Origin of the sequence: Vibrio sp. A11 (assembly GCF_013048705.1) — a bacterium.
Lineage (GTDB): Bacteria > Pseudomonadota > Gammaproteobacteria > Enterobacterales > Vibrionaceae > Vibrio > Vibrio metschnikovii.
This window is the reverse complement of sequence record NZ_VHSI01000009.1, coordinates 40,957-64,984: the sequence shown is the minus strand read 5'-3', so window position 1 is coordinate 64,984 and position 24,028 is coordinate 40,957. Positions and strand designations below refer to the sequence as shown.

Sequence of the window (24,028 nt, the reverse complement as noted above, 5' to 3'; positions counted from 1 at the left end):
GTATTCACAGCTTGGGTATTCGTTATGCAACTGCATCAATTAGTAAACACATTAGGGCAAGATCTTCAACGCCGCTATGGTGAGAAAGTCCATAAACTGACGTTGCATGGTGGCTTTAGTTGTCCTAATCGAGATGGCACCATTGGTCGAGGCGGATGCACATTTTGTAATGTTGCCTCTTTTGTTGATGAACATACCCAAAAGCAAAGTATTGCTGATCAGCTAAAAGAAAGAGCGGGTGAAGTTCAGCGTGCCAATAAATACTTAGCTTATTTCCAAGCCTATACCAGCACTTATGCCGAAGTTCAGGTGTTAAAAGCCATGTATCAACAAGCGTTGCAAAGTGCCAATATTGTCGGTTTGTGTGTGGGCACTCGCCCTGATTGCGTCCCGGATGCGGTATTGGAACTGTTGCATGATTATGTGCAGCAAGGGTTTGAAGTTTGGTTAGAGTTGGGTTTGCAGACCGCAAATAATAGTACTTTAAAGCGCATTAATCGCGGTCATGATTTTGATTGTTATCAATCGATCGCTCAAAGAGCAAGAGCGCTTGGTATTAAAATCTGTACTCATTTAATCGTTGGGCTACCTAAAGAAACGGCAAGCGATAATGTGGCGACATTACAGCAAGTCGTTGAAGTGGGAACAGATGGTATCAAGTTACATGGTTTGCATATTGTTGATGGGAGTACGATGGCCAAAGCGTGGCGGGCAGGGAAGTTAGTTGCGCCAACATTAGAAGAGTACGTCACGATTGCCAGCCACCTCATTCGCTTAACGCCACCTGAAGTGGTTTATCATCGCGTCTCTTCTGCCGCTCGCCGTCCTACGTTGTTGGCTCCTCTCTGGTGTGAGAATCGTTGGCTGGCGATGACTGAGCTTGGCCGGCGATTAGCAAAAGATGGCGCGCAAGGTTCATTAATTGGGCGTCCTTTCCAATACATTAATCCGACCAACAAAAAATAAGCCGCTCACTTTTAAACGTAATTTACTGCGTTACGCTAGGCAAACTCTTAGAATAGTTGCAGATCCTGATTTGAGAAGCTGGTATCTTTATCCTTTAAGTCTTTTTAATCACAGGCTTTTTATCTGAAAGCGCTGTTGGATTAGCGCTGAGCCGCGGTTTTGAAACTCACTTAGCGTCACGGCCATTATCTATGCGGAACCTGCAATGAAACCGATAAAAAACTTAGCTCAATACTATGTCGATCTACTTGTTAAATTGGGTATTTTACGTTTTTCAATTTTACTGGCTTTAGCGTTGGTTGCCTTAGCGGTGGTAGTCCAAGTCGGAATTACGCTGGTTTTGAAAGGTTTTGTCGATGACATTGATATTGTACGTTCGGTATTTTTTGGACTATTGATCACCCCGTGGGCGGTATATTTCTTATCAGTCGTGGTCGATCAGTTGGAAGAGTCTCGACAACGTCTCTCTAAGTTAGTCTCCAAGCTCAAAGATATGCGCTCGCGAGATCAAGAACTTAACCAACAGTTACAGCAAAATATTGTCAAACTCAATCAGGAGATAGAAGAGCGAATTAAAGCCGAAGAAGCCCGTGAAGAGGCGATGGTTGATTTGGAAAACGAAGTGTATCAACGAGAGAAAACGCAGTTGGAATTGGCCGAACGTACCGCGCTATTACGCTCGTTCATCGATGCCTCACCGGACTTAATTTATTACCGTAATGCGAAAGGTGAATTTTCCGGCTGTAACCGAGCAATGGAAGAGCTAACCGGGAAACGGGAAAGTCAATTAGTCGGTCTGACACCTTGGGATGTGTATCGTAAGGAGATTGCTCAATCGATAGTTGAAACCGATCAGCAAGTATTTAAGAATAATCAAGCTATTACCTATGAGCAATGGCTTGAATATCCCGATGGGCGTAAACACTTCTTTGAACTGCGCAAAGTGCCTTTTTATAGTAAAGAGGGCCGTCATCTAGGTTTAGTGGGTTTTGGACGAGACATTACTGAACGTAAGCGTCATCAAGAATCACTAGAAAAAGCCAGCCGCGATAAAACCACCTTTATTTCGACCATCAGTCATGAATTACGCACGCCACTCAATGGTATTGTCGGTTTAAGTCGAATGTTACTTGATACCCAGCTAACTGATGAACAGCGTAAGCATATGCAAACCATTCAAGTCAGTGCGATTACATTGGGTCATATCTTTAACGATATTATTGATATGGATAAATTTGACAGGCGTAAGTTAGAGCTGTTACCCGCACCTTTAAACTTTGTCGAATTTGTCGCCGAGCTAGAGAGCCTTTCTGCTTTAATGGCAGAGCAAAAAGGACTGCGTTTTGATTTGGAGCGCTTAACCGAGCTGCCGACCTGGATTGAAGTCGATGCAACACGCTTGCGCCAAGTGCTGTGGAATTTAATGAGTAACGCCATGAAGTTCACCAAAGAAGGTGGCGTAGTGATGAGTGTCAGTGCGGATATTAATCCAGGTTCTGCTGACATCACCATGGAAATAGAAGATACAGGCATTGGCATCCCTGAACATGAATTGGATAAGATTTTTGCCATGTATTATCAGGTTAAATCTGGCAAAGATAACCTCCATGCCGTAGGAACGGGCATTGGTCTTGCGGTTTCGCGCCAATTAATTAATTTAATGGCTGGTGATATCGAGGTAAGCAGCGAAGAGGGCTTCGGCAGTACCTTTACGGTGACTATCCGAGTGCCTTTAGTGAGTCCTCCTGATAAGCCGCAATTAAGCCTAACTCCACAAAAAAGTTTACGTATCTTTATGGTGGAAGATATTGAGCTTAATGTCACGGTTGCTCGCTCACTGTTAGAGAGCTTAGGCCATCAGGTTACGGTCGCCATGACCGGTGAAGAAGCTAAACAACGATTTACGCCCGATCAGTTTGATTTGGTTTTCTTAGATATTCAACTGCCGGATATGACTGGGTTTGATGTGGCGCAGTTTTATCGAGAGACTTATTCTTCATTACCGCCGCTCGTTGCGCTGACCGCCAATGTCTTGAAGGATAAGCAGCAGTATCAAACCCAAGGATTAGATGATGCGATAAGTAAGCCGCTTTCGGTGCAAGTGGTGCAAGCGGTGATCAGTAAAGTCATTGCTCAGCAGCCATTTCAGACCGAGGCTACGAATATCCCTGATGTTGATCTTGCAGAGCCTTGTTATCAAGAGTTATGTGGCCGTTTGCTCGATCTCGACATGTTAAACTCTTATCTCGATATTGTCGGGCCTCAACCTATGTTAGAAAGCGTTGAGATGCTTGAAAAAATGATGCCGAGTTATTTAGAGGTCTTGGATTCTAATATGGTGGCGAAAGATCAAGCTGGCATTGTCTCTGAGGCTCATAAAATTAAAGGTGCAGCAGGCTCCATCGGCTTAAAACGAATTCAAAACGTTGCACAAAAAGCTCAGTCTCCCGATGCGCCAGCATGGTGGGAAAATATTACCGATTGGGTCGATGAAATAAAAAATGAATACCGTAATGATATTCAGGTGTTAAAACAGTGGTTAGAGCAAAGGAGATAATATGAAAAAATATGGCTTAATGATACTCACATTTTTATTGTCAGCGTGTGCAACGTCGCCGCAAGTCAATTGGCAGGCAAGTAATGCGGCACTATTTTCTCAGACCGCTATTCAGCTAAAAAGCAACTTATGGACCGATAGGATGCCTAAAATAGCATTAACTGAGGAGGCTACTGAGCTCGATTTTACCGACAATTTAAACGGTACTCTAGTGTTAGAAACTTCAGGTCAATTGCCAGCGGATTTAACCCTGTTTCAATTAGTGTTCAGACAAGGAGATGAGATCTGGTCGCTTGCTGGCTCTGAGTTAGAACTTCGTACACCAAGCGAAAATAATTGGGAAGTGGTATTTAACAGCACGCTATCGGTGGATATTAACCGTCCAGTGAGTGTGGCGCTGGGGGTACAAGACAGTTTAGGTAAGACGTGGTTAGTCGAGCATCAAGTATCGATTGATAAAGTCTATTAACGAATACCTAGGGTCTGTTGACTTTAGAGTGGACTTTAAAACTAGCGGCTCTTTCGCTTCGAACATCTCGTCATCTATGCATATAGCGATTGATTCATGTCTCGCTTCGCGGCTGCTCTAAAAAATTCGGGAGCACCTGCAGGCCCCGTGATTTCGGCATGATAACCATAAAAAAGCCTCGATCATCTGTCGAGGCTTTTTTTAATAACATGTCCGCTTACTCAGTGATATCCCCACAGAAGCGATAGCCTTCACCATGAATGGTCGCGATGATTTCTGGTGTACCGGAGATCGATTCAAAATGCTTACGAATACGACGGATGGTAACGTCAACGGTGCGATCATGAGGCTTAAGTTCACGACCGGTCATTTTCTTCAATAGATCGGCACGAGTTTGAATTTTCCCCGGATTCTCACAGAAATGAAGCAGAGCACGGAATTCTGAGCGTGGCAGCTTGTAACCTTCACCATGTGGGCTGATCAAAGAACGGCTATTAATATCTAATACCCAGCCATTAAATTGATATTTTTCAACCGAACGTTTTTCTTCGTGAGCAACGTTAGCATTCATTGAACGGCTCAATAAGTTACGCGCACGAATGGTTAATTCACGAGGATTAAAAGGTTTGGTGATGTAATCGTCGGCACCTATTTCAAGTCCTAAAATTTTATCAACTTCATTATCACGACCCGTTAAAAACATCAGAGCCACATCTGCCTGTTCGCGTAGTTCACGGGCGAGTAGCAAACCATTTTTACCCGGTAGGTTAATGTCCATGATGACTAAGTTAATGGGATTATCCGACAGTATTTGGTGCATCTCTTCTCCGTTACTGGCTTCAAAAACAGCGTATCCCTCTGCCTCAAAAATACTTTTTAATGTGTTGCGAGTGACTTGCTCGTCTTCAACGATAAGAATCTGCGGGGTTTGCATTTGGCGGTACCTAAACTTGTGAAAAAATTGTACTAATAGAACTTATTCTAGGCAAAAACATAACATACAAGAAACTTTATGTTGATAATAAATCAAAGTATCTTGAAAAATCACCTCAACTGCCGCCGTCCTTGGTATATTTGCTATAAAGATCCATCACCTTTCACTTCTATCAGCCTTTGAGCGGATTCTATAATGTTAACAGCATGCTAACAACGCCCAAATGTTAATTCCAATCACTTTGTTGATTTATATCAAGAGTTGCAATGTAACAGATATGAATAGTAATAACGAGATGTAAAAAGAGATGATCAATGAAAACCTATGGTACGCTTACACTCAAGTCACGCTGCTGTTCCCAACAAGGAGTATTGAAGGGAATTTTGCGATTATTACCGCATGGAACCCACGAAGTGTTCGCTTGTCAGAAGATGAGAATCGGCGAAATAATCGACGTTTACAGCAAACTTTAATCGGCTATGATTTGACCGATGTTATCGTTGGTAATGATGATTTTAGTTGGTATGAAGAGAGTTTTGCGGTCGTGATGCCTCTCGCTGACGCGGTGGTTTTAGCTGGCCAGTTTGCGCAAAATGCGCTTTATTACGTACAAGATGGACAACTTATTTTGCAATCTTGCCTTGATCATCAACGATTCGATTTAGGGTCATTATCAAGCAAAATCACATCACCTTAAACCGAGTCATGTAACAGATTTACTTATTCCTTGCGATTTGAAACGGTAGCGGTGGGTGTGAGTACTCGATCAGCAAGTTGATTATTATTGGCGCTGATTAAGACACATACACTTACTCGCGATGTTACCACTTCTTGTCGTTGGGCGATTAGAATCATGGAGGAACAATGAACGATATAACACCGGATCTGTGTGATAAGTACCCATCACAAGTTACGCTACTTAATCTACCACTACAAAATTTTGGCATGCGTAGTGCATTTTGGGGAGAGATAGTCACTGTACGTTGCTATCATGATAACTCAAAAGTCAAAGAGATTCTCAGTCAACCAGGTAAAGGTAAAGTTTTGGTTGTTGATGGTAATGGTTCTTGCCAAAAAGCCTTAATGGGCGATCAAGTTGCGATCATGGCAATTGAAAACGGCTGGGAAGGTGTGATCATTAATGGTGCCATCCGCGATGTCGTGGCGATGTCACAAATGGATTTAGGGATTAAAGCGTTAGGTACCTCGCCCTTTAAAACTGACAAGCGTGGTGCAGGAGAGGTCAATGTGACTCTAACTTTGCACAACCAAATGGTTCAACCTGGGGATTATCTGTATGCCGATTGGAATGGTATTTTACTCTCTGAGCAATCGCTAACGTTGGCTTAAAACCGAAAGCCGATACCGAACTCAATACCCTGTTGCCATTCTTGATAGTCAAGGGTGGCGTGTAAATCTAAGTTTTCCGATAGACGTAGGCGACTTGATAGCTCTGCTGAAAAGGCGTCATAGCGACGTTTTTGGTCATCGTATTTTGTCGATGAATAAAGGGTACTCTTAACCGAGATTCGCTCGTTAACTTTGTAACTCACACCGCTTAAAAAGCCATTACTAGCGCCATTGATTGAGGCGCTTGATGAGTTAATCCTCGCACCGACATAAAGATCAACGTTACGAAAGACATTGTAAGCGTAGCCACTATCAATTACCCAACTATCGAAAGTTTGGCTATTGGGGTCACTGTAGAGAAAAACGGTGTGCGCAGAGCGGGAGGGCTCAGAAGGTAAGGAGGGGAGCGTTACCGCGTGGGCGCTTAATGCTAGCCATAAGCCAGATAGAGCGATCAGTATGCGCATGGTATCCTCCTTGTTACCGAGCTTTGTTTCACGTTGAACACTATTTAAGCATAAAATTCCCCGCTTTGCAGAGAGAAATTATCTTGAATTTATCTCTATGATTAATGGATGGGTGATAAAGCTCGGTTTTGTTTATCTTTATTGAGCGAATGATTATTTAAAATGCATAGAATGTTAAACTTTTTATTGACTCTGCAACAAGAAATAAGGTAAACGTAGATAAACGCCCACAGAAAGTGATTTATCATCGTGATGACATTGTTCAGCCTAGTAATGACCACCACCATTATTACCACCGACACTACGCATGTTGGGGCGGGCTGCTGAGCGTAAAATTTCACAAGAAAAAGGCCTGTATCCCCACCGATACAGGCCTTTTTTTATACCTATTATTTTGACGAGTTTGGAGAAAGGGATGCGAGTATTAAAATTTGGAGGTTCATCATTAGCGGATGCTGAACGTCTATTGAGAGCGGCCGATATTATCGTTAACAATGCTCAACAAGAAGACGTGGCCATTGTGCTTTCAGCACCGGGTAAAACCACCAATAAGCTAGTGGCGATTATCGATACGGCGTTACGTCATGGTGATGTTGAAAGGCAAGTGCTTGAACTGGAACAGTCATTCCAACGTTTGTTTAATGATATTCAAGCTCAGCTCCCCAAGATAGACGGCGCTGCTTATCATCGACAAGTAGATCAATCTATGACTCAACTACGTCAGTTTGTGCATGGTATTCATCTGTTAGGCATGTGTCCTGATAATGTGAATGCGCGGATCATCAGTAAAGGTGAGCGTATTTCTATACAGCTAATGAAAGCGGTCATCCAAGCCAAAGGTTTAGCGGTCAATTTAATTGATCCAGTTCAGTATCTCATCGCTAAAGGTGATTATCTGGAAGCCATGGTCGATGTTGAACTTTCGACACAAAACTTTTTACAGTCCCCATTACCCAAGCAACATGTCCATATCATGCCTGGTTTCACCGCAGGTAATAAAAAAGGTGAGCTGGTTTGTTTAGGGCGTAATGGATCGGATTATTCTGCGGCAGTATTGGCGGCGTGTTTACGCGCAGAATGTTGTGAAATCTGGACCGACGTTGATGGTGTGTATAACTGTGACCCTCGTTTGGTTGCTGATGCTCGCTTACTCAAGTCGCTTAGCTATCAAGAAGCAATGGAGTTGTCTTATTTTGGTGCTTCGGTGTTGCACCCCAAAACTATCGCCCCAATCGCTCAATTCCATATCCCATGTTTGATCAAAAACAGCTTTAATCCGCAAGGGGCGGGGACATTAATTGGTCAAGATACGGGTGAAGATCAACTGGCGATCAAAGGCATCACGACCTTGAATCATTTGACCATGGTTAACGTATCCGGACCGGGTATGAAGGGCATGGTTGGTATGGCGAGTCGTGTATTCGGTGCAATGTCTACTGCTGGGGTATCCATTGTCTTGATCACTCAGTCGTCTTCTGAATACAGCATTAGCTTTTGTATTGAAGCCCAAGATAAACGGTTAGCTCAACAAGCATTAGCCGAAGCATTTGAGTTGGAACTAAAAGAAGGCTTGTTGGAGCCGGTTGAGTTTATGAACGATTTGTCGATCATTACATTGGTTGGTGATGGCATGCGCACCTCACGTGGCGTGGCGGCGCAGTTTTTTGCTTCGTTAACCGAAGCACATGTCAACATTGTTGCCATTGCTCAAGGCTCTTCCGAACGAGCGATTTCTGCAGTGATCCCAGAAGATAAAGTCTCACCTGCCATTAAAGCGTGTCATGAAAACTTGTTTAACTCAAAACATTTTCTTGATGTGTTTGTGGTTGGCATCGGTGGTGTTGGCGGTGAACTGGTGGATCAAATTTATCGTCAACAAACCAAACTTGCTGCCAAAGGTATCGTGATCCGCGTCTGTGGTTTAGCGAATAGTAAAGGGTTATTACTCGATGCTGACGGCCTGCCATTAGAGCATTGGCGAGACAGAATGAGCGCCGCGACGGAGGCTTTCTCTTTAGCCAATTTAACCGCTCTGGTTCAACGCAATCATATTATTAATCCAGTATTAGTCGATTGTACGTCTAGCGAAGTGATTGCTAGTCAATATGCCGATTTTCTTGCCGCAGGCTTTCATGTGGTGACGCCTAATAAAAAAGCCAATACAGGTAGCATGGCTTACTATCAGCAATTACGTAATGTAGCTCGTCAGTCGCGCCGTAAATTAATGTATGAAACTACCGTCGGTGCTGGTCTACCGGTTATTGAAAATTTACAAAACTTGATTGCCGCAGGGGATGAACTTGAGCAATTTAACGGTATTTTATCCGGTTCTCTCTCGTTTATTTTTGGTAAATTGGATGAGGGACTGACTTTTAGTCAGGCGACGTTATTAGCCAAAGAGAAAGGCTTTACTGAGCCGGATCCCCGAGATGATTTGTCTGGGATTGATGTAGCGCGTAAGTTACTAATTTTGGCTCGTGAATCTGGTTTAGCGCTTGAACTGAATGATGTCGAGGTTGAGCCAGCTTTACCACCGGGTTTTGATACTTCAGGCAGTGTCGAAGCGTTTATTGCTCGTTTACCCCAAGCTGACCACTATTTTGCACAGTTAGTTGATCAAGCGCGTCAGCAAGGCCATGTACTTCGCTACGTAGCAGAAATTTGCGCTGGGCGTTGTCAAGTTCGTCTCGCAATGGTTGATGAAAACGACCCGATGTTTAAGGTCAAAGATGGTGAGAATGCACTGGCATTTTACAGCCGTTATTATCAGCCGATCCCGTTGGTACTTCGTGGCTATGGTGCTGGTACTGAGGTCACAGCTGCGGGTGTTTTTGCCGATGTGATGCGGACATTAGGCTGGAAGTTAGGGGTTTAAGCGATGAGTTCAAGTGATATGAGTGTAGTAGTTTACGCGCCAGCCTCGATTGGGAATGTGAGCGTCGGTTTTGATGTTCTGGGTGCCGCCGTCTCTCCGATTGATGGCAGTTTATTAGGCGACCGAGTGTGCGTTCAAGCGGGAAGCCTGCCTTTTGAACTCAAAACCGCGGGGCGCTTTGTCGATAAACTGCCTAGCGATCCTGAGCAAAATATTGTTTATGACTGTTGGACGGTATTTGTTCGTGAATTAACCATCAAGCAGATCGCCGTAAAGCCTCTCGTGATGACCCTAGAGAAAAACATGCCGATTGGATCTGGACTTGGTTCTAGCGCTTGTTCAATTGTTGCCGCGCTCGATGCCTTAAATCGCTTTCATGGCCAACCATTGAACGAGACTGAATTACTGGCATTAATGGGGGAAATGGAAGGAAAAATCTCCGGTGGCATTCATTATGATAATGTCGCACCATGCTACTTAGGTGGCTTGCAGTTGATGATTGAGGAGCAAGGCATAATCAGCCAACCTGTACCGGGTTTTGATCAGTGGTTTTGGGTCATGGCTTACCCTGGGATTAAAGTTTCAACCGCTGAAGCTCGGGCTATTTTACCCGCTCAATATCGTCGTCAAGATGTGATTGCTCATGGCCGTCATCTGGCTGGCTTTATCCATGCCTGCCATACTCAGCAACCGGAATTGGCTGCCACGATGATCAAAGATGTGATTGCTGAGCCATATCGTGAAAAACTGTTACCTGGTTTTAGCCAAGCCCGCGAGTATGCCAAATCTGCCGGGGCTCTGGTCACGGGGATCTCAGGTAGCGGGCCAACTTTATTTAGTATTTGTCAGCAGCAAGACGTTGCCGAGCGCGTTGCGAAGTGGCTTGAAAAAAATTATTTACAAAATGAACAAGGATTCGTGCATATTTGTCGTCTAGACAAGCAAGGATCACAAGTAACAGGAAGTCAATTATGAAGCTGTACAACATCAAAGAAAATGATCAACAAGTCTCTTTTGCCCAAGCCGTTCGCCAAGGCTTAGGTCGTAATCAGGGGTTGTTTTTCCCTGCTGAGTTACCTAAATTTAGTGATATTGACGCGCTATTAGATGAAGATTTTATCTCGCGTAGCAGTAAAATTTTATCTGCGTTAATTGGTGATGAACTGGCCGCGGAAAAAGTGACTGAGATGGTCAATCAGGCGTTCCAATTTCCCGCGCCGATTAAAGCGATCAACCAAGATATTTATGCATTAGAGCTTTTTCATGGACCGACGCTAGCGTTTAAAGATTTTGGTGGCCGCTTCATGGCTCAATCTCTCGCGGCGGTCTCTGATGGCGGTAAAATTACTATTCTCACTGCGACATCCGGTGATACAGGAGCGGCTGTTGCCCATGCTTTTTATGGTATGCCTAACATTAATGTGGTGATTTTGTACCCGAAAGGAAAAATTAGTCCGTTACAAGAAAAGCTATTTTGTACCCTAGGCGGCAACATTCATACCATTGCGGTAAACGGTGACTTTGATGCTTGCCAAGCACTAGTCAAGCAAGCCTTTGATGATGCCGATCTGCGTCAGCAAATCGGCCTTAATTCAGCTAACTCGATTAATATTAGTCGCTTAATGGCGCAAATTTGTTATTACTTTGAAGCGGTTGCTCAGCTTAGTAAAGCGGAGCGAGAAAACTTAGTCATCAGTGTCCCTAGCGGTAATTTTGGTAATTTGACGGCTGGCTTATTTGCTAAAGCCATGGGGTTACCGGTCAAACGTTTTATCGCCGCAACTAATGCCAATGATACCGTGCCACGTTATCTTGAGACGGGAAAATGGGATCCGAAACCAACCGTCGCCACCACCGCCAATGCGATGGATGTGAGTCAGCCGAACAACTGGCCACGTATTGAAGAGCTATGTCGATTACAAAGCTGGGGTTTAGATACGTTAGGTAAAGGCTCAGTCTTGGATAATGAAAGCGCTCAAGCGGTACAAGAACTCAATGAGCTTGGCTATTTGTGTGAGCCACATGGCGCGATTGGTTATCGTCTCTTAACTCAGCAATTACAACCAGGTGAAACCGGGTTATTTTTATGTACCGCGCATCCTGCGAAGTTTAAAGAAGTGGTTGATGATATTTTAGGTAGCGATATTGATCTTCCTGCCCCGCTTGCTAAACATGCCGTGATGACTTTGCTTTCTGAACAGCTTGATGCGGATTTTGCGCAATTAAAAGCGCGCTTAGTGGCTTTGTAATATTGAGTTTACGCTTGAACTGTCATGCAAAGTCGTGTCGGAATAAATAGAAAACGGCGTCTATAGTCATAGACGCCGTTTTTATATTCAGGGTTATCATATCAAGATAACCACTCAACTCACGATTATAGTGATTCAGTAAAAGTACGTGCAATCACATCGCGTTGTTGTTCGGTCGTCAGTGAGTTAAAACGCACAGCATAACCAGAAACACGAATGGTTAATTGTGGGTATTTTTCTGGGTTAGCGACGGCATCTTCTAACGTTTCACGTTTTAGTACGTTAACGTTTAGGTGTTGACCACCTTCAATACGAGGAGTGGTTTCAACAGCCACTTCACGACTTTCATAATCGCCAAATTCGCTCAGCGCAACGACTTGGTCTGCTTCATAGCCTTTGACTGCCGCTACGCAGCGTGCTTGATTGGTTTGGCTATCGATCAGCCAGATAGAGTTAAGCAGGTCGTCATTGGCGGCTTTAGTGATTTGGATACCTTGGATCATTACTGTCTCCTTGCCCACTGAATGTGGCATTATTGGTGTTAATTTTCAATACGTGTTGAGCTGGGTATTATATAGCTTATATCCCCACTTTAAGTATTGATTTGGGTCAAAAAACATCAATATTGCTTGTTTTTGAATCGGCTGTAGAATTGATCTCAATCAATAAGTTGATAATAAACAATGAGTCCATTTATTTTTTGAATGTTTAAAATAAATTTTAATCTTGTTTTCTTGTAAAATTACTACATTTTTAGGTGTGTTTTTAGCCTGTATTACGTAGCATCAGACAGTTATCTAAATAAAACTGAAAGTAAAAAAGTGACTCAATGACAAGTACGATAGAACCTTCAAAAACCAAATATTTTGGTGCTCATGTCTCTGCTGCTGGTGGTGTTGATCAAGCGCCGATCCGCGCTCACCAAATAGGAGCGAATGCTTTTGCCTTATTTACTAAAAATCAGCGCCAATGGGCGGCTAAGCCTTTAGATATCGAGACGATAAAAGCGTTTAAAGCCAATTGCGCACGACTAGGTTTTAACCATGACCACATTTTGCCGCATGATTCTTATTTGATTAATTTAGGCGCACCAGAGGTGGATAAGCTTGCCAAATCAAGAGCGGCGTTTATTGATGAGATGCAACGTTGCCGACAATTAGGATTATCACTACTCAATTTTCATCCGGGTAGTCATTTGAAGCAAATCTCTGAAAGTGAATGCCTTCGTCATATTGCTCAATCGATAAACTTAGCTCATCAGGCCGTTCCTGACGTTGTTGCGGTGATTGAAAACACGGCCGGTCAGGGGAGCAATTTAGGTTGGCGTTTTGAGCAGCTTGCCGAAATCATCGAACAAGTGGATGATCAATCGAGAGTCGGCGTTTGCCTTGATACATGCCATACCTTTGCCGCGGGTTATGATTTACGAACTAAAGCCGATTGTGAGCAGACTTTCGCACTTTTTGATCAGATCGTTGGTATGCATTATTTGCGTGCCATGCATATTAATGATTCAAAATCCCCCTTGGGTAGCCGAGTCGATCGTCATCACTCATTAGGGCAGGGTGAGATTGGGTGGACATGCTTTGAGTATATCGCTCAAGATGGCCGATTTAATGGTATCCCTTTGATTTTAGAAACGATTGATCCCGATATCTGGGCGCAAGAAATTCAAACACTACGAGATTATCATCACCAAGCGTTGTCGGTTTGATCAATCTAGTCGATCTGCCTATCTGCAATCGGAGGTCGTTTGAGTATACAATGGGCTGACTATTCATATTATAGGGCTTTTTTATGGGGCAATCATTGACTTGGCATGAGGTTATTGGTCATGAAAAACAGCAAGGCTATTTTAAAAATACGCTAGCCTTTGTTGAACAAGAAAGACGGTCTGGAAAAGTAATTTATCCTCCGGCAGCAGAGGTTTTTAACGCTTTTCGTTTAACGGAATTTCATGATGTTAAGGTAGTGATTCTTGGTCAGGATCCTTACCATGGGCCAAACCAAGCTCATGGTCTTTGTTTTTCGGTGTTACCACAAGTTAAGACGCCGCCTTCATTAGTGAATATATATAAAGAGCTGGCACAAGATATCAGAGGGTTTAGCATTCCGAACCATGGCTACCTAAAAAGTTGGGCCGATCAAGGCGTTCTTCTACTCAATACTGTATTAACCGTCGAGCAGGGTAAGGCTCACTCTCATGCCAATAGTGGCTGGGAAACGTTTACTGATCGTGTCATTGAAGCATTAAATCAACACGGACAAGGGATTGTCTTTTTATTATGGGGAGCTCATGCACAAAAAAAAGGCAAGATGATCGATCGTCAGCGTCATCATGTTTTAGAGGCCCCGCATCCTTCCCCCCTCTCTGCCCATCGTGGTTTTTTAGGCTGCAAACACTTCTCAATGACGAATCAATTACTTGAACAGCAAGGTAAGCAAGCTATCGATTGGCAACCGAAATTGGATGTCTGAGAGCGCGAGATCTTGAAGGGTTGGCTGTTTTTTGAGCTATACTGAACAATCAAACCAAAGAATACGATTGGTTTACGATCAGTCAGGGAGGCTCATCATGATGTTAGAAAGGATCCGTCGCGAACATGAGTACATGGCTCGTCTACTCACCATACTGCGCGAAAAGTTACAGTTGCTCAATACAGAGCAGCTGATCAACTATAGTCTGATTAAAGAAATTGTTGATTATTTAGGCTCTCATTCTCAATCAGTTCATCACCCGAAAGAGAATGTGCTTTATCACTACTATCAGCAGAACTACCCCACGACTCCGATGGTCGAAAACTTGGAGCAAGAACATGAGTTGCTGGCTGAGCAGACGCAAGCATTTTTGTTGATCGTAGAAATGATTTTGCAAGATGCTGTCGTGCCTCAAGATGTCTTTATCGAAAAATTGACCGATTTTATTGAACAGCAGCAGCGTCACCTAGAGTTAGAAGAGCAGTCGGTTTTTCCATTGATTGAAGATGCTTTTAGTATTTCAGATTGGCAGCAGGTTGAATCTATCTGGAGTGGCCACGAAGATGATCCTGTCTTTGGCGAAACCATCGCTGATCGATTCACCCAGTTGGCTCGGCGAGTCAGGAAAAGTGAGTCAGAGTGCATTTAGATAATAAGATGACCATCAATAATAAGGCGCACCGAATAGCTGAGTGCGCCTTATTACATATCCCCTTCCTACTTGAAGCTGCAGGAGGGGATGTCTACGTTCGTTCGCCCCAATCATAGAGTCTATCTATGCTCATAGGGACTCACTGCTCATGGGGACTCACTCACTTGCCGCCTACCTGCAACTCCAAGTTGTTTGGGTATAGTTACAGTTTTATGCTGTCGAGATCCAAGCAGACATCCATATCAAGTAGCTCTTTCTCTAAGCGTTTTTTATCCCGTATTGCTTCAATTTCTCTCCACATTCGTTTCACTGGTTTACTGCGGCTAGCGCGAATCTTGGTCATTTCCATGTCTAGTAGTTGATCAAAGTGCAAGTCATCCATAAGCAAGCCTCATTGTCATAAGTCATTCTCCCTCTCCACTGCATACCGCCATAGCTTCGCTGATGAGATACTCGTTCATTAAAGAGCACAACGGACGGCATCTATCGCAGGTATCCTGTGGGTTGGGTCTACATCGTAAACATCATGCTAGATATTCCCTTCCTACTTGAAGTTACAGCACTTAAGTTAAGATCTTACATCAACCAGCTTGTTTTATGATGTAAGTCCGCGCTGCATCTCATTGCGATTTGGGTATAGCATATGAAACTTAATCTTAGCCATGATTCATTTCTCATTTATGACTTTTTATCGATTGAACGGCTTTTTTTTCGTTGTTCTTTCACATTTTTGAACTTTTTTCTGTACAAAAAAGACGCAACCGATTCGCGCAAACGTTTTTATTGCCAGAAAAATCTTGTTAATAAAACGTTACATTTAACGCTAGCAATTGACTGCTTGATGATTTATTGCTCGCTTGGTTGTGTTTTATGACATTTTACTGACAAAAAATTCAGTCATGCACTGTGATAGCTAGATTCTCAGCCAATGAGATTAGGATTATGCAACATGAGGTTTGTGCGGTTTTTTTATTCTGTTTTGTTGGTATTTTGTTTGTTTTTTGTTGGTTTTTTTGGGGTTTAATGGTCGCGTTTGTGTTAATAAATGGTGACTTTATAGTAAAAAATAACATAAAGATGAGTTGTGTTGCATATTGATTTTTGCTGATTGAGGTAGCATTATCCGCCCGTCAAAAAATTTACTGCATTATTTTAACGACCTAAAAAGTGTTGAATCACGCTTAATGGCTCCCGTAATACGAATTATTTTCTGGGATGCTCATTCACCTTTTCGTGCTGATCGGCTGGTCAACTCAACACACATTCTAAGAGAGGTTCTTGTGACAGACTTAATTAATTTAATGAACGACCTGCTTTGGGGATCGATTCTGGTTTATCTTTTAGTCGGGGTAGGGATTTACTTTACGGTCCGTTTAGGATTTATCCAGTTTCGTCATTTCGGTCATATGTTCAGTGTATTGAGAAACAGCCGAAAATCAGACCAATCTGGTATCTCTTCTTTCCAAGCCTTATGCACCAGCTTAGCGGCTCGTGTTGGTACCGGTAATATGGCCGGGGTTGCGGTCGCTTTGACATTAGGTGGTCCTGGTGCCATTTTTTGGATGTGGATGACGGCGATGCTTGGTATGGCGACGTCTTTCGCGGAAAGTACTCTAGCTCAGCTGTATAAAACCCGTGATAGAGATGGAAACTATCGTGGTGGTCCCGCTTATTACATGGAAAAAGGCTTAGGCATGCGTTGGATGGGCGTGCTGTTTTCTATCTTCCTTATCATCGCTTTCGGTTTAGTGTTCAATGCAGTGCAAGCCAATTCGATTTCCAGTGCGATGCACACTGCTTTTGGTTTTGATCCGCTTTATGTTGGCATCGCGATTGTTTTAATCTCTTCGTTTGTGATTTTTGGTGGGATTCGTAAGATTGCTCGTACTGCCGAGCTGATTGTACCGATCATGGCCTTGGCCTATATTTTGATTGCTATGGTCGTGGTGATCCTAAACATCGAAAAGTTACCGTCAGTACTAAGCTTAGTATTTAGAAGCGCGTTTGGTTTAGAGCAAGCGGCGGCAGGTGGCTTAGGCTATGCGATTGCTCAAGCAATGATTCATGGTGTTAAACGCGGGTTATTTTCGAACGAAGCGGGCATGGGCTCGGCACCTAACGCGGCAGCTTCTGCCACGCCTTATCCTCCGCATCCAGCCTCACAAGGATACGTACAGATGCTTGGGGTTTTCGTTGATACGATAGTCATCTGTTCGGCGACCGTTGCGATCATTCTTATGTCTGGAGAGTATGTTCCTCACGGTGAAATTACCGGTATTGAGCTTACCCAGCGTGCACTGAGTTCACAAGTTGGTGATTGGGGAAGTATTTTTATTGCCTTAGCGATTTTCTTCTTCGCCTTTACCTCCATTATTGCCAATTACTCTTATGCTGAAACCAACCTGATTTTCCTTGAGCATAATAATAAAAAAGGCTTGGTGGTTTTTCGAATGATCGTGCTGGGCATGGTGATGTTCGGTTCGCTTGCGACATTACCTACCGTTTGGTCGATGGCTGATGTTACGATGGGCTTGATGGCGATTGTCAACTTAATTGCGATTTTGCTGCTCTCTGGAACGGTGGTTAAATTGGCGAAAGACTACAACCGTCAACTGAAAGCCGGTAAGTTACCAACCTTTGATGCCAACGATTACCCAGAGCTAAAATCTCAGCTAGAAGACGGGATTTGGGATAGCAAAAGCAAATAATCGTTAAGAATTACCCTTTATGATGATTTGCCATTGAAAGTGGTTAAGCCTATCGTTAGGCCCAATGAATAAGATAGAAAAAGCCATGCAGACAATGTGTGGCTTTTTTTGTTAATCTAACGATTCAACTCTCTAAGTAAAACGATATTAGGATAGAACAATGCTGATTGTGGTTTCTCCTGCTAAAACCCTTGATTATGAATCGCCTTTACCAAGTCAAGAGCACACTCAACCGGAACTGATCGAGCACTCCAAGCTGCTGATTGACGTCTGTCGTCAATTAACACCTGACGATATTTCAGCATTAATGAAAGTCAGTGATACGATTGCTGGATTAAACGTCGCTCGTTTTGCACAGTGGAGTGAGCAGTTTAGCTTGGACAACGCCCGCCAAGCGATTTTCGCTTTTAAAGGCGATGTATATACCGGTCTTGATGCTCAGAGCTTATCTGAAGAGAGTTTGCGATTTGCTCAGCAGCATTTACGTATGTTATCAGGCTTATATGGTTTACTTAAGCCGCTCGATTTAATGCAGCCTTATCGTTTAGAAATGGGCACCAAATTAACCAATCCTCGAGGCAGTAATTTGTATCAATTTTGGGGTTCTATTATTACCGATAAGCTGAATCAAGAGATTGAAGCGCAAGGTGATAATGTACTGATCAATTTGGCGTCTAATGAATATTTTAAAGCGGTGAAAACCAATCAGCTTGATGCACAAGTGATCACGCCAATTTTTAAAGATGCCAAAAACGGACAATATAAAGTGATCAGTTTTTATGCTAAAAAAGCTCGCGGCATGATGGCGCGTTATATTATTGATAATCAAGTCACCTCGGTTGAAGAGCTGACCCATTTCACCACCGCTGGCTATTACTTTGTACCTCAAGAGTCGAGCCCTACCGAGCTGGTCTTTAAGCGTGAAGAGCAATAAAACCACGATGATTTTGTGGAATAATAGATGGCATTAACCACAGACGCTGGAGAGGGAAAAACCATGTGGCAATGGCTAAAACAGACACTGGCTCGCTACGATGCATGGTGTCAACAGATGGGGTTAACGCCCGAACAAAAGCGCAGTTGTGTGGCTTATCGAGCGGATCCAGCGCGTCGTACTGAGCGTGATGGTTCATCCGATTCGCGCGCTTAAGGTATAGTACTGTGCAATTATTTGATACCCACTGTCACTTGGACTTACCTGTTTTTGAATCGACATTAGCCAGCGACTTAGCTCAAGCTAAAACGCAAGGCGTTGAGCGTTTTCTCATTCCATCGACAAGTCTTGAGAGCTGGGCGAGAATTGAGCAGTTAGTGTCACGCGACTCAGATTGTATTTTCTATGCGCTTGGCATTCACCCTCATTTTATTCCTTTATCAACTCCTGCCCAATTATTACAACAATTAGAGCATAAGCTTTCGGTTGCTCAGCACGCCTGTGTGGCGATTGGCGAATGTGGTTTGGATGCGCTGATTGATCAACCCGCAGAGCGTCAAGAAGCACTCCTGATTGGACAGCTTTCCATCGCTCAAGCTTTTCAGAAGCCAGTCATTCTTCATAGTCGTAAAACCCATCAGCGGCTCATACAGATGATAAAGCAGATGAAATTTACCCAAGGTGGTGTTTTACACGCGTTTTCAGGCAGTAGGCAAGAGGCGAAGCAGTTTATTGATTTAGGGTTTAAATTAGGCGTAGGCGGTGTGATTACTTATCCAAGAGCCAATAAAACGCGTCAAGCTATTGCTTCGGTATCGATTGAAGACTTAGTGCTTGAAACCGATGCACCGGATATGCCGCTATTGGGCTATCAAGGTCAAGCTAATTGTCCTTTACGACTGCCTTTGGTGCTGCGGGAGTTGGCCAGGTTACATCAAACAGAGCCTGAGCAGATTGCGCCCATTATTTGGCAAACCAGCCATAGGTTGTTTGGTCTTTCTACCGCCGATGAGCGTGATGAGAGTAACAAATAAGTTTATCAATAGTGATTCGTGTCACATAAGTGTGTGAATGGATTATTAATCTTATAAGAAAGTGTGAGGAAGGCATTATTTTATTGTGGTTGAGATAAGTATAATCGCTTCGCTTTTGAGCTCTATTTTGCCACACGCCAACACCTAATTAACTTCTAACTTATAAGGAAGCCATAAACTATGAGCCTGTTTATGAGCCTAATCGGAATGGTTGTATTACTGGGAATCGCAGTATTACTCTCATCAAACCGTAAAGCTATCAATATCAGAACCGTGGGTGGTGCTTTTGCTATCCAATTTTCCCTTGGCGCATTCATTTTGTATGTACCATGGGGTCAGGAACTCCTTCGTGGTCTCTCTGACGCAGTGTCGAATGTTATCAACTATGGTAATAACGGTACTGAGTTTATGTTTGGTGGCCTAGTTTCTGGTAAAATGTTTGAAGTATTTGGTGGCGGAGGCTTCATCTTTGCTTTTCGCGTACTACCAACACTTATTTTCTTCTCTGCATTAATCTCAGTTCTGTATTACCTCGGCGTTATGCAATGGGTTATCCGAATTTTAGGTGGTGCGTTACAGAAAGCATTAGGCACTTCTCGCGCAGAATCAATGTCAGCGGCTGCGAACATTTTCGTTGGTCAAACCGAAGCACCACTTGTGGTTCGTCCGTTTGTACCTAAGATGACGCAATCTGAACTGTTTGCGGTGATGTGTGGTGGTCTAGCTTCTATTGCTGGTGGTGTTCTAGCGGGTTACGCATCAATGGGCGTGCCAATTGAATACTTAGTTGCGGCATCATTCATGGCGGCACCAGGTGGTCTACTGTTTGCTAAAATCATCATGCCTGAAACCGATAAACCGGTTGATCAAATCGAAGGTATCGAAGCGGCTGAAGCTGATAAACCAGCTAACGTGATTGATGCGGCGGCAGGCGGTGCTTCAGCTGGTCTGCAACTAGCACTAAACGTTGGTGCGATGTTAATTGCTTTCATCGGTTTGATCGCTCTTATCAACGGTATGCTTGGTGGTATCGGTGGTTGGTTCGGTATGCCAGAGCTGACACTAGAGATGATTCTAGGTCTTGTTTTTGCTCCACTTGCATTCCTATTGGGTGTGCCATGGGCGGAAGCGACTATCGCTGGTGAGTTTATCGGTCTAAAAACCGTTGCTAACGAATTCGTAGCTTACTCTCAATTTGCACCGTACCTAAGTGATGCAGCACCAGTTGTACTGACTGAGAAAACCAAAGCGATCATCTCCTTTGCATTGTGTGGTTTTGCTAACTTATCTTCAATTGCGATTTTGTTGGGTGGTTTAGGTAGCTTGGCTCCTTCACGCCGTGGTGATATCGCTCGTATGGGTATCAAGGCTGTGGTTGCTGGTACGCTATCTAACTTGATGGCAGCAACCATTGCTGGCCTATTCCTTTCTTTCTAATTTAGTAAAGAAAACGATATAGACGCCATTTAACACAACCCCGTAGCAAGAGATTGCTGCGGGGTTTTTCTGTTTTGTTGACCAAGAAAACACAGTTCCTTGTCTTTCACACGATAAGGTTCGCTAAGACAGTTTAATAAATGAATTGTCCATGATGGATGATAACGATTATTTTGAGATACAAACCGTTTGCTCTGAGTGTTGTGCTAGGGTTTTGTTGCGAAGAGTTATACTGTAGATCACAGCTTATTCGCCTTTATATGCCCCCAATATTGTGACAATAAAACGAGTGATGGATTCACGGTTTTTATTATCGAACAAGGGTGAAGCAGAGCATCAGAGCGATCGATTGTAATGGAAGCTTGTGGCATAACCATCAACTTCCAACAAGTGGTTGCTTGAGCAATATTGTGTACCGCAATCACAGACGGTTATGCCATAAAGCTTATTGGCATTGTGCGGTGACAGGGATAGCAATTGGTGCAAAACACCGAGTCTTCAAGGAACCAAGTCCGTTCATTTTGTGACTATGTCGAGTGACGTCTTACTCACTAGTCAATGAATTGAATATATTGATCGGAGATAGAAATGAGCGATTTAAAAGCCGCAGCGCTACGCGCACTGAAATTGATGGATTTAACCACATTAAATGATGACGATACGGACGCCAAAGTGATCCAGCTCTGTCATGATGCAAAAAGCCCAGTAGGTAATACGGCGGCGATCTGTATCTACCCACGTTTTATTCCTATTGCTAAGAAGACCCTTCGTGAGCAAGGTACTCCAGAGATTCGCATTGCCACAGTCACCAATTTTCCACACGGTAATGATGATATTGACATCGCGGTGGCTGAAACCAAAGCCGCGGTTGCTTATGGTGCTGATGAGGTTGACGTCGTATTCCCATACCGAGCTTTGATTGCTGGCAATGAACAAGTCGGTTTTGAACTGGTTAAGCAGTGCAAACAAGCTTGCGGTGATATTTTACTGAAAGTCATCATCGAAACGGGTGAGTTAAAACAAGAAGCCTTAATCAAGAAAGCTTCACAAATCAGTATCGAAGCGGGTGCGGATTTTATTAAAACCTCAACCGGTAAAGTGCCTGTCAATGCGACACCTGAGTATGCGCGCATGATGCTTGAAGTGATCCGTGATTTAGGCGTTGCCAAACAGGTAGGTTTTAAACCTGCCGGTGGCGTACGTACCGCAGAAGATGCTGCGCAATATTTGGCCATGGCGGATGACATTCTTGGCCAAGGTTGGGCTGATAGCCGCCATTATCGCTTCGGCGCTTCGAGTCTGTTAACTAACTTATTAAATACGTTAGAGGTGACCGATCAACAAGCCGATCCTAGCGCTTATTAATCATTAACGAGCAAGTAAGTAGTGTTAAGCATTACTTACTTTGTTTTTCCCTCGATAATTTCAGCATCTGCAAAGTACTAAGCAGAAGACTTCATACAGCGAAGTGTGAGTCCAATTAACAATGGTGCTAACCATTAAGACATGCGATTTTAAAGAGGGCCTGAAAGATTAGCAAAAGCATCTAGGAGGCTTATATGTCTACATCTAATGTATTCTTACCACAAGAAATTATTCGTAGAAAACGCGATGGTGAAGTTTTAACGCGCGATGAAATTTATTTTTTCATCCAAGGTGTGGCTGATAATAGCGTTTCAGAAGGGCAAATTGCTGCCTTTGCGATGGCCATTTATTTTCAAGAAATGACCATGCCAGAGCGTATCGCATTGACTTGTGCGATGCGTGACTCGGGAATGGTTATCGACTGGGCGCACATGAATTTTGATGGCCCGATCGTGGATAAACACTCTACCGGTGGCGTTGGCGATGTGACGTCATTAATGCTCGGCCCTATGGTGGCCGCTTGTGGTGGCTACGTTCCTATGATCTCTGGGCGAGGCTTGGGGCACACCGGCGGTACGCTAGATAAGCTAGAAGCGATCCCCGGCTACAACATTATGCCCAGTAATGAGCTGTTTGGTGAGGTGACCAAACACGCAGGCGTGGCGATCATTGGTCAAACCGGCAATTTAGCACCAGCGGATAAGCGGGTATATGCGACCCGTGATATCACCGCCACGGTGGACAATATCTCGTTGATTACTGCATCGATTTTATCGAAAAAGCTCGCAGCAGGTCTAGATGCCTTAGTGATGGACGTCAAAGTCGGTTCAGGTGCGTTTATGCCAACCTATCAAGCGTCTGAAGAGTTAGCGAAATCGATTGTTGCGGTGGCGAACGGTGCTGGCACCAATACTACGGCTATTTTAACCGATATGAATCAAGTATTGGCTTCATCTGCCGGTAATGCTCTCGAGGTTCGTGAAGCGGTTCGTTTCTTAACCGGTGAATATCGCAACCCGCGTTTATTAGAAGTGACCATGGCCTCGTGCATCGAGATGTTATTGTTAGCCAAATTAGCCAAAGATCCTCAAGAAGCGCGCACTAAATTACAAACCGTGCTCGATAACGGTCAAGCGGCAGAGCGGTTTGGTAAAATGGTCGCAGGACTGGGTGGCCCTAATGACTTTGTTGAACACTACGACCGTTATTTAGAAAAAGCCGAGGTGGTAAAACCCGTTTATGCGCAGCAAGCCGGCGTAGTTTCGGCCATGGACACGCGCGCGATTGGTATGGCGGTCGTCAGTATGGGCGGCGGACGCCGAGTGGCGACCGATACGATTGACTATGCGGTCGGCTTTGATCAATTCATTCGTTTAGGTGAAATAGCTGATAGCAATAAACCACTGGCGGTGATTCATGCCCGCAATGAAGAACAGTGGGAGATTGCTGCGAAAGCACTTCAACAAGCCGTTAAGATTGGCGGCAATTATCAAGAAACTCCGGAAATCTATCGTCAAATTCGACCTGAAGATGTGTAACTCCGGTGAGGAAAA

22 protein-coding genes and 1 other annotated feature are annotated in these 24,028 nt (G+C 43.8%); of the genes, 18 read left to right on the top strand and 4 right to left on the bottom strand.

Annotated features, from left to right (window positions below; genetic code table 11):
* The first annotated feature begins 24 nt into the window (after window positions 1–24).
* From FKQ60_RS10845 to FKQ60_RS10835, 3 genes are all read left to right on the top strand, one after another.
* Window positions 25–966 (top strand): TIGR01212 family radical SAM protein, encoded by a 942-nt coding sequence (locus FKQ60_RS10845; protein WP_004395929.1) that lies wholly within the window; start codon window positions 25–27, stop codon window positions 964–966.
* A gap of 205 nt (window positions 967–1,171) precedes the next feature.
* A complete protein-coding gene (gene arcB / locus FKQ60_RS10840; RefSeq protein ID WP_004395928.1) occupies window positions 1,172–3,523 on the top strand; it encodes an aerobic respiration two-component sensor histidine kinase ArcB in 2,352 nt (783 codons plus the stop codon).
* A 1-nt stretch (window position 3,524) separates the two neighbouring features.
* Entirely contained in the window at window positions 3,525–3,992 is a 468-nt protein-coding gene (locus tag FKQ60_RS10835; RefSeq protein ID WP_040904672.1) for a hypothetical protein, read from the top strand.
* A gap of 217 nt (window positions 3,993–4,209) precedes the next feature.
* Here the strand turns inward: FKQ60_RS10835 and arcA are convergent, their stop codons facing one another.
* Window positions 4,210–4,926, bottom strand: a complete 717-nt coding sequence (gene arcA, locus FKQ60_RS10830; protein WP_004395926.1) for a two-component system response regulator ArcA — start codon at window positions 4,924–4,926, stop codon at window positions 4,210–4,212.
* A gap of 307 nt (window positions 4,927–5,233) precedes the next feature.
* On the opposite strand from arcA, the gene FKQ60_RS10825 reads away from it, so the two are divergent.
* Both FKQ60_RS10825 and FKQ60_RS10820 read left to right on the top strand, forming a co-directional pair.
* On the top strand, window positions 5,234–5,623 hold the full coding sequence (locus FKQ60_RS10825) for a DUF3293 domain-containing protein (RefSeq protein WP_154169081.1): 390 nt from the start codon (window positions 5,234–5,236) through the stop codon (window positions 5,621–5,623).
* Window positions 5,624–5,790: 167 nt separating this feature from the next.
* The gene (locus FKQ60_RS10820) at window positions 5,791–6,276 is read left to right on the top strand and encodes a putative 4-hydroxy-4-methyl-2-oxoglutarate aldolase (protein WP_040904670.1); all 486 of its coding nucleotides are present in this window, start codon (window positions 5,791–5,793) and stop codon (window positions 6,274–6,276) included.
* Here the strand turns inward: FKQ60_RS10820 and FKQ60_RS10815 are convergent.
* Window positions 6,273–6,743 carry a hypothetical protein gene (locus FKQ60_RS10815; RefSeq protein WP_154169079.1) on the bottom strand — a complete coding sequence of 157 codons (471 nt, stop codon included), beginning with the start codon at window positions 6,741–6,743 and terminating at the stop codon, window positions 6,273–6,275. The genes FKQ60_RS10820 and FKQ60_RS10815 overlap by 4 nt on opposite strands.
* A gap of 261 nt (window positions 6,744–7,004) precedes the next feature.
* Window positions 7,005–7,126: a sequence feature (Thr leader region), on the top strand.
* Between the two features lie 32 nt (window positions 7,127–7,158).
* Here FKQ60_RS10815 and thrA point away from each other — a divergent pair.
* Genes thrA through thrC form a run of 3 tightly spaced genes read left to right on the top strand, consistent with a single transcriptional unit; the run spans window position 7,159 to window position 11,867 of the window.
* The gene (gene thrA / locus FKQ60_RS10810) at window positions 7,159–9,618 is read left to right on the top strand and encodes a bifunctional aspartate kinase/homoserine dehydrogenase I (protein WP_170906508.1); all 2,460 of its coding nucleotides are present in this window, start codon (window positions 7,159–7,161) and stop codon (window positions 9,616–9,618) included.
* An 18-nt stretch (window positions 9,619–9,636) separates the two neighbouring features.
* Window positions 9,637–10,593, top strand: a complete 957-nt coding sequence (gene thrB / locus FKQ60_RS10805) for a homoserine kinase (RefSeq protein WP_154169075.1) — start codon at window positions 9,637–9,639, stop codon at window positions 10,591–10,593.
* A complete protein-coding gene (gene thrC / locus FKQ60_RS10800; RefSeq protein ID WP_004395922.1) occupies window positions 10,590–11,867 on the top strand; it encodes a threonine synthase in 1,278 nt (425 codons plus the stop codon). The genes thrB and thrC overlap by 4 nt, the downstream gene beginning before the upstream one ends.
* 125 nt (window positions 11,868–11,992) lie before the next feature.
* Here thrC and grcA read toward each other — a convergent pair whose 3' ends face one another.
* Window positions 11,993–12,370: an autonomous glycyl radical cofactor GrcA gene (gene grcA, locus FKQ60_RS10795; protein ID WP_004395921.1), complete on the bottom strand. Its 378-nt coding sequence runs from the start codon at window positions 12,368–12,370 to the stop codon at window positions 11,993–11,995.
* 326 nt (window positions 12,371–12,696) lie between these two features.
* Between grcA and nfo the strand changes: the two genes are divergently transcribed.
* From nfo to FKQ60_RS10780, 3 genes are all read left to right on the top strand, one after another.
* Complete coding sequence (gene nfo, locus FKQ60_RS10790; RefSeq protein WP_004395920.1) at window positions 12,697–13,581, top strand: deoxyribonuclease IV; 885 nt, start codon at window positions 12,697–12,699, stop codon at window positions 13,579–13,581.
* Between the two features lie 83 nt (window positions 13,582–13,664).
* On the top strand, window positions 13,665–14,345 hold the full coding sequence (gene ung, locus FKQ60_RS10785) for a uracil-DNA glycosylase (protein WP_004395919.1): 681 nt from the start codon (window positions 13,665–13,667) through the stop codon (window positions 14,343–14,345).
* Window positions 14,346–14,442: 97 nt separating this feature from the next.
* Window positions 14,443–14,994, top strand: a complete 552-nt coding sequence (locus FKQ60_RS10780) for a hemerythrin domain-containing protein (RefSeq protein WP_004395918.1) — start codon at window positions 14,443–14,445, stop codon at window positions 14,992–14,994.
* A gap of 205 nt (window positions 14,995–15,199) precedes the next feature.
* On the opposite strand, the gene FKQ60_RS10775 is transcribed toward FKQ60_RS10780, so the two are convergent.
* Window positions 15,200–15,379: a DUF3545 family protein gene (locus tag FKQ60_RS10775; RefSeq protein WP_004395917.1), complete on the bottom strand. Its 180-nt coding sequence runs from the start codon at window positions 15,377–15,379 to the stop codon at window positions 15,200–15,202.
* A gap of 898 nt (window positions 15,380–16,277) precedes the next feature.
* On the opposite strand from FKQ60_RS10775, the gene FKQ60_RS10770 reads away from it, so the two are divergent.
* From FKQ60_RS10770 to deoA, 7 genes are all read left to right on the top strand, one after another.
* Window positions 16,278–17,705 carry a sodium:alanine symporter family protein gene (locus FKQ60_RS10770; RefSeq protein ID WP_040904666.1) on the top strand — a complete coding sequence of 476 codons (1,428 nt, stop codon included), beginning with the start codon at window positions 16,278–16,280 and terminating at the stop codon, window positions 17,703–17,705.
* A 160-nt stretch (window positions 17,706–17,865) separates the two neighbouring features.
* Window positions 17,866–18,639, top strand: a complete 774-nt coding sequence (yaaA, locus tag FKQ60_RS10765) for a peroxide stress protein YaaA (protein WP_004395915.1) — start codon at window positions 17,866–17,868, stop codon at window positions 18,637–18,639.
* 27 nt (window positions 18,640–18,666) lie between these two features.
* The gene (locus FKQ60_RS10760) at window positions 18,667–18,855 is read left to right on the top strand and encodes a hypothetical protein (RefSeq protein ID WP_040904665.1); all 189 of its coding nucleotides are present in this window, start codon (window positions 18,667–18,669) and stop codon (window positions 18,853–18,855) included.
* A gap of 11 nt (window positions 18,856–18,866) precedes the next feature.
* A complete protein-coding gene (locus FKQ60_RS10755; protein ID WP_004395913.1) occupies window positions 18,867–19,673 on the top strand; it encodes a TatD family hydrolase in 807 nt (268 codons plus the stop codon).
* Between the two features lie 180 nt (window positions 19,674–19,853).
* The gene (locus FKQ60_RS10750) at window positions 19,854–21,110 is read left to right on the top strand and encodes a NupC/NupG family nucleoside CNT transporter (RefSeq protein ID WP_004395912.1); all 1,257 of its coding nucleotides are present in this window, start codon (window positions 19,854–19,856) and stop codon (window positions 21,108–21,110) included.
* 588 nt (window positions 21,111–21,698) lie between these two features.
* Window positions 21,699–22,475 carry a deoxyribose-phosphate aldolase gene (deoC, locus tag FKQ60_RS10745; RefSeq protein ID WP_004395911.1) on the top strand — a complete coding sequence of 259 codons (777 nt, stop codon included), beginning with the start codon at window positions 21,699–21,701 and terminating at the stop codon, window positions 22,473–22,475.
* A 194-nt stretch (window positions 22,476–22,669) separates the two neighbouring features.
* Window positions 22,670–24,013, top strand: a complete 1,344-nt coding sequence (deoA, locus tag FKQ60_RS10740; protein ID WP_154169057.1) for a thymidine phosphorylase — start codon at window positions 22,670–22,672, stop codon at window positions 24,011–24,013.
* The last annotated feature ends 15 nt before the right edge of the window (window positions 24,014–24,028 follow it).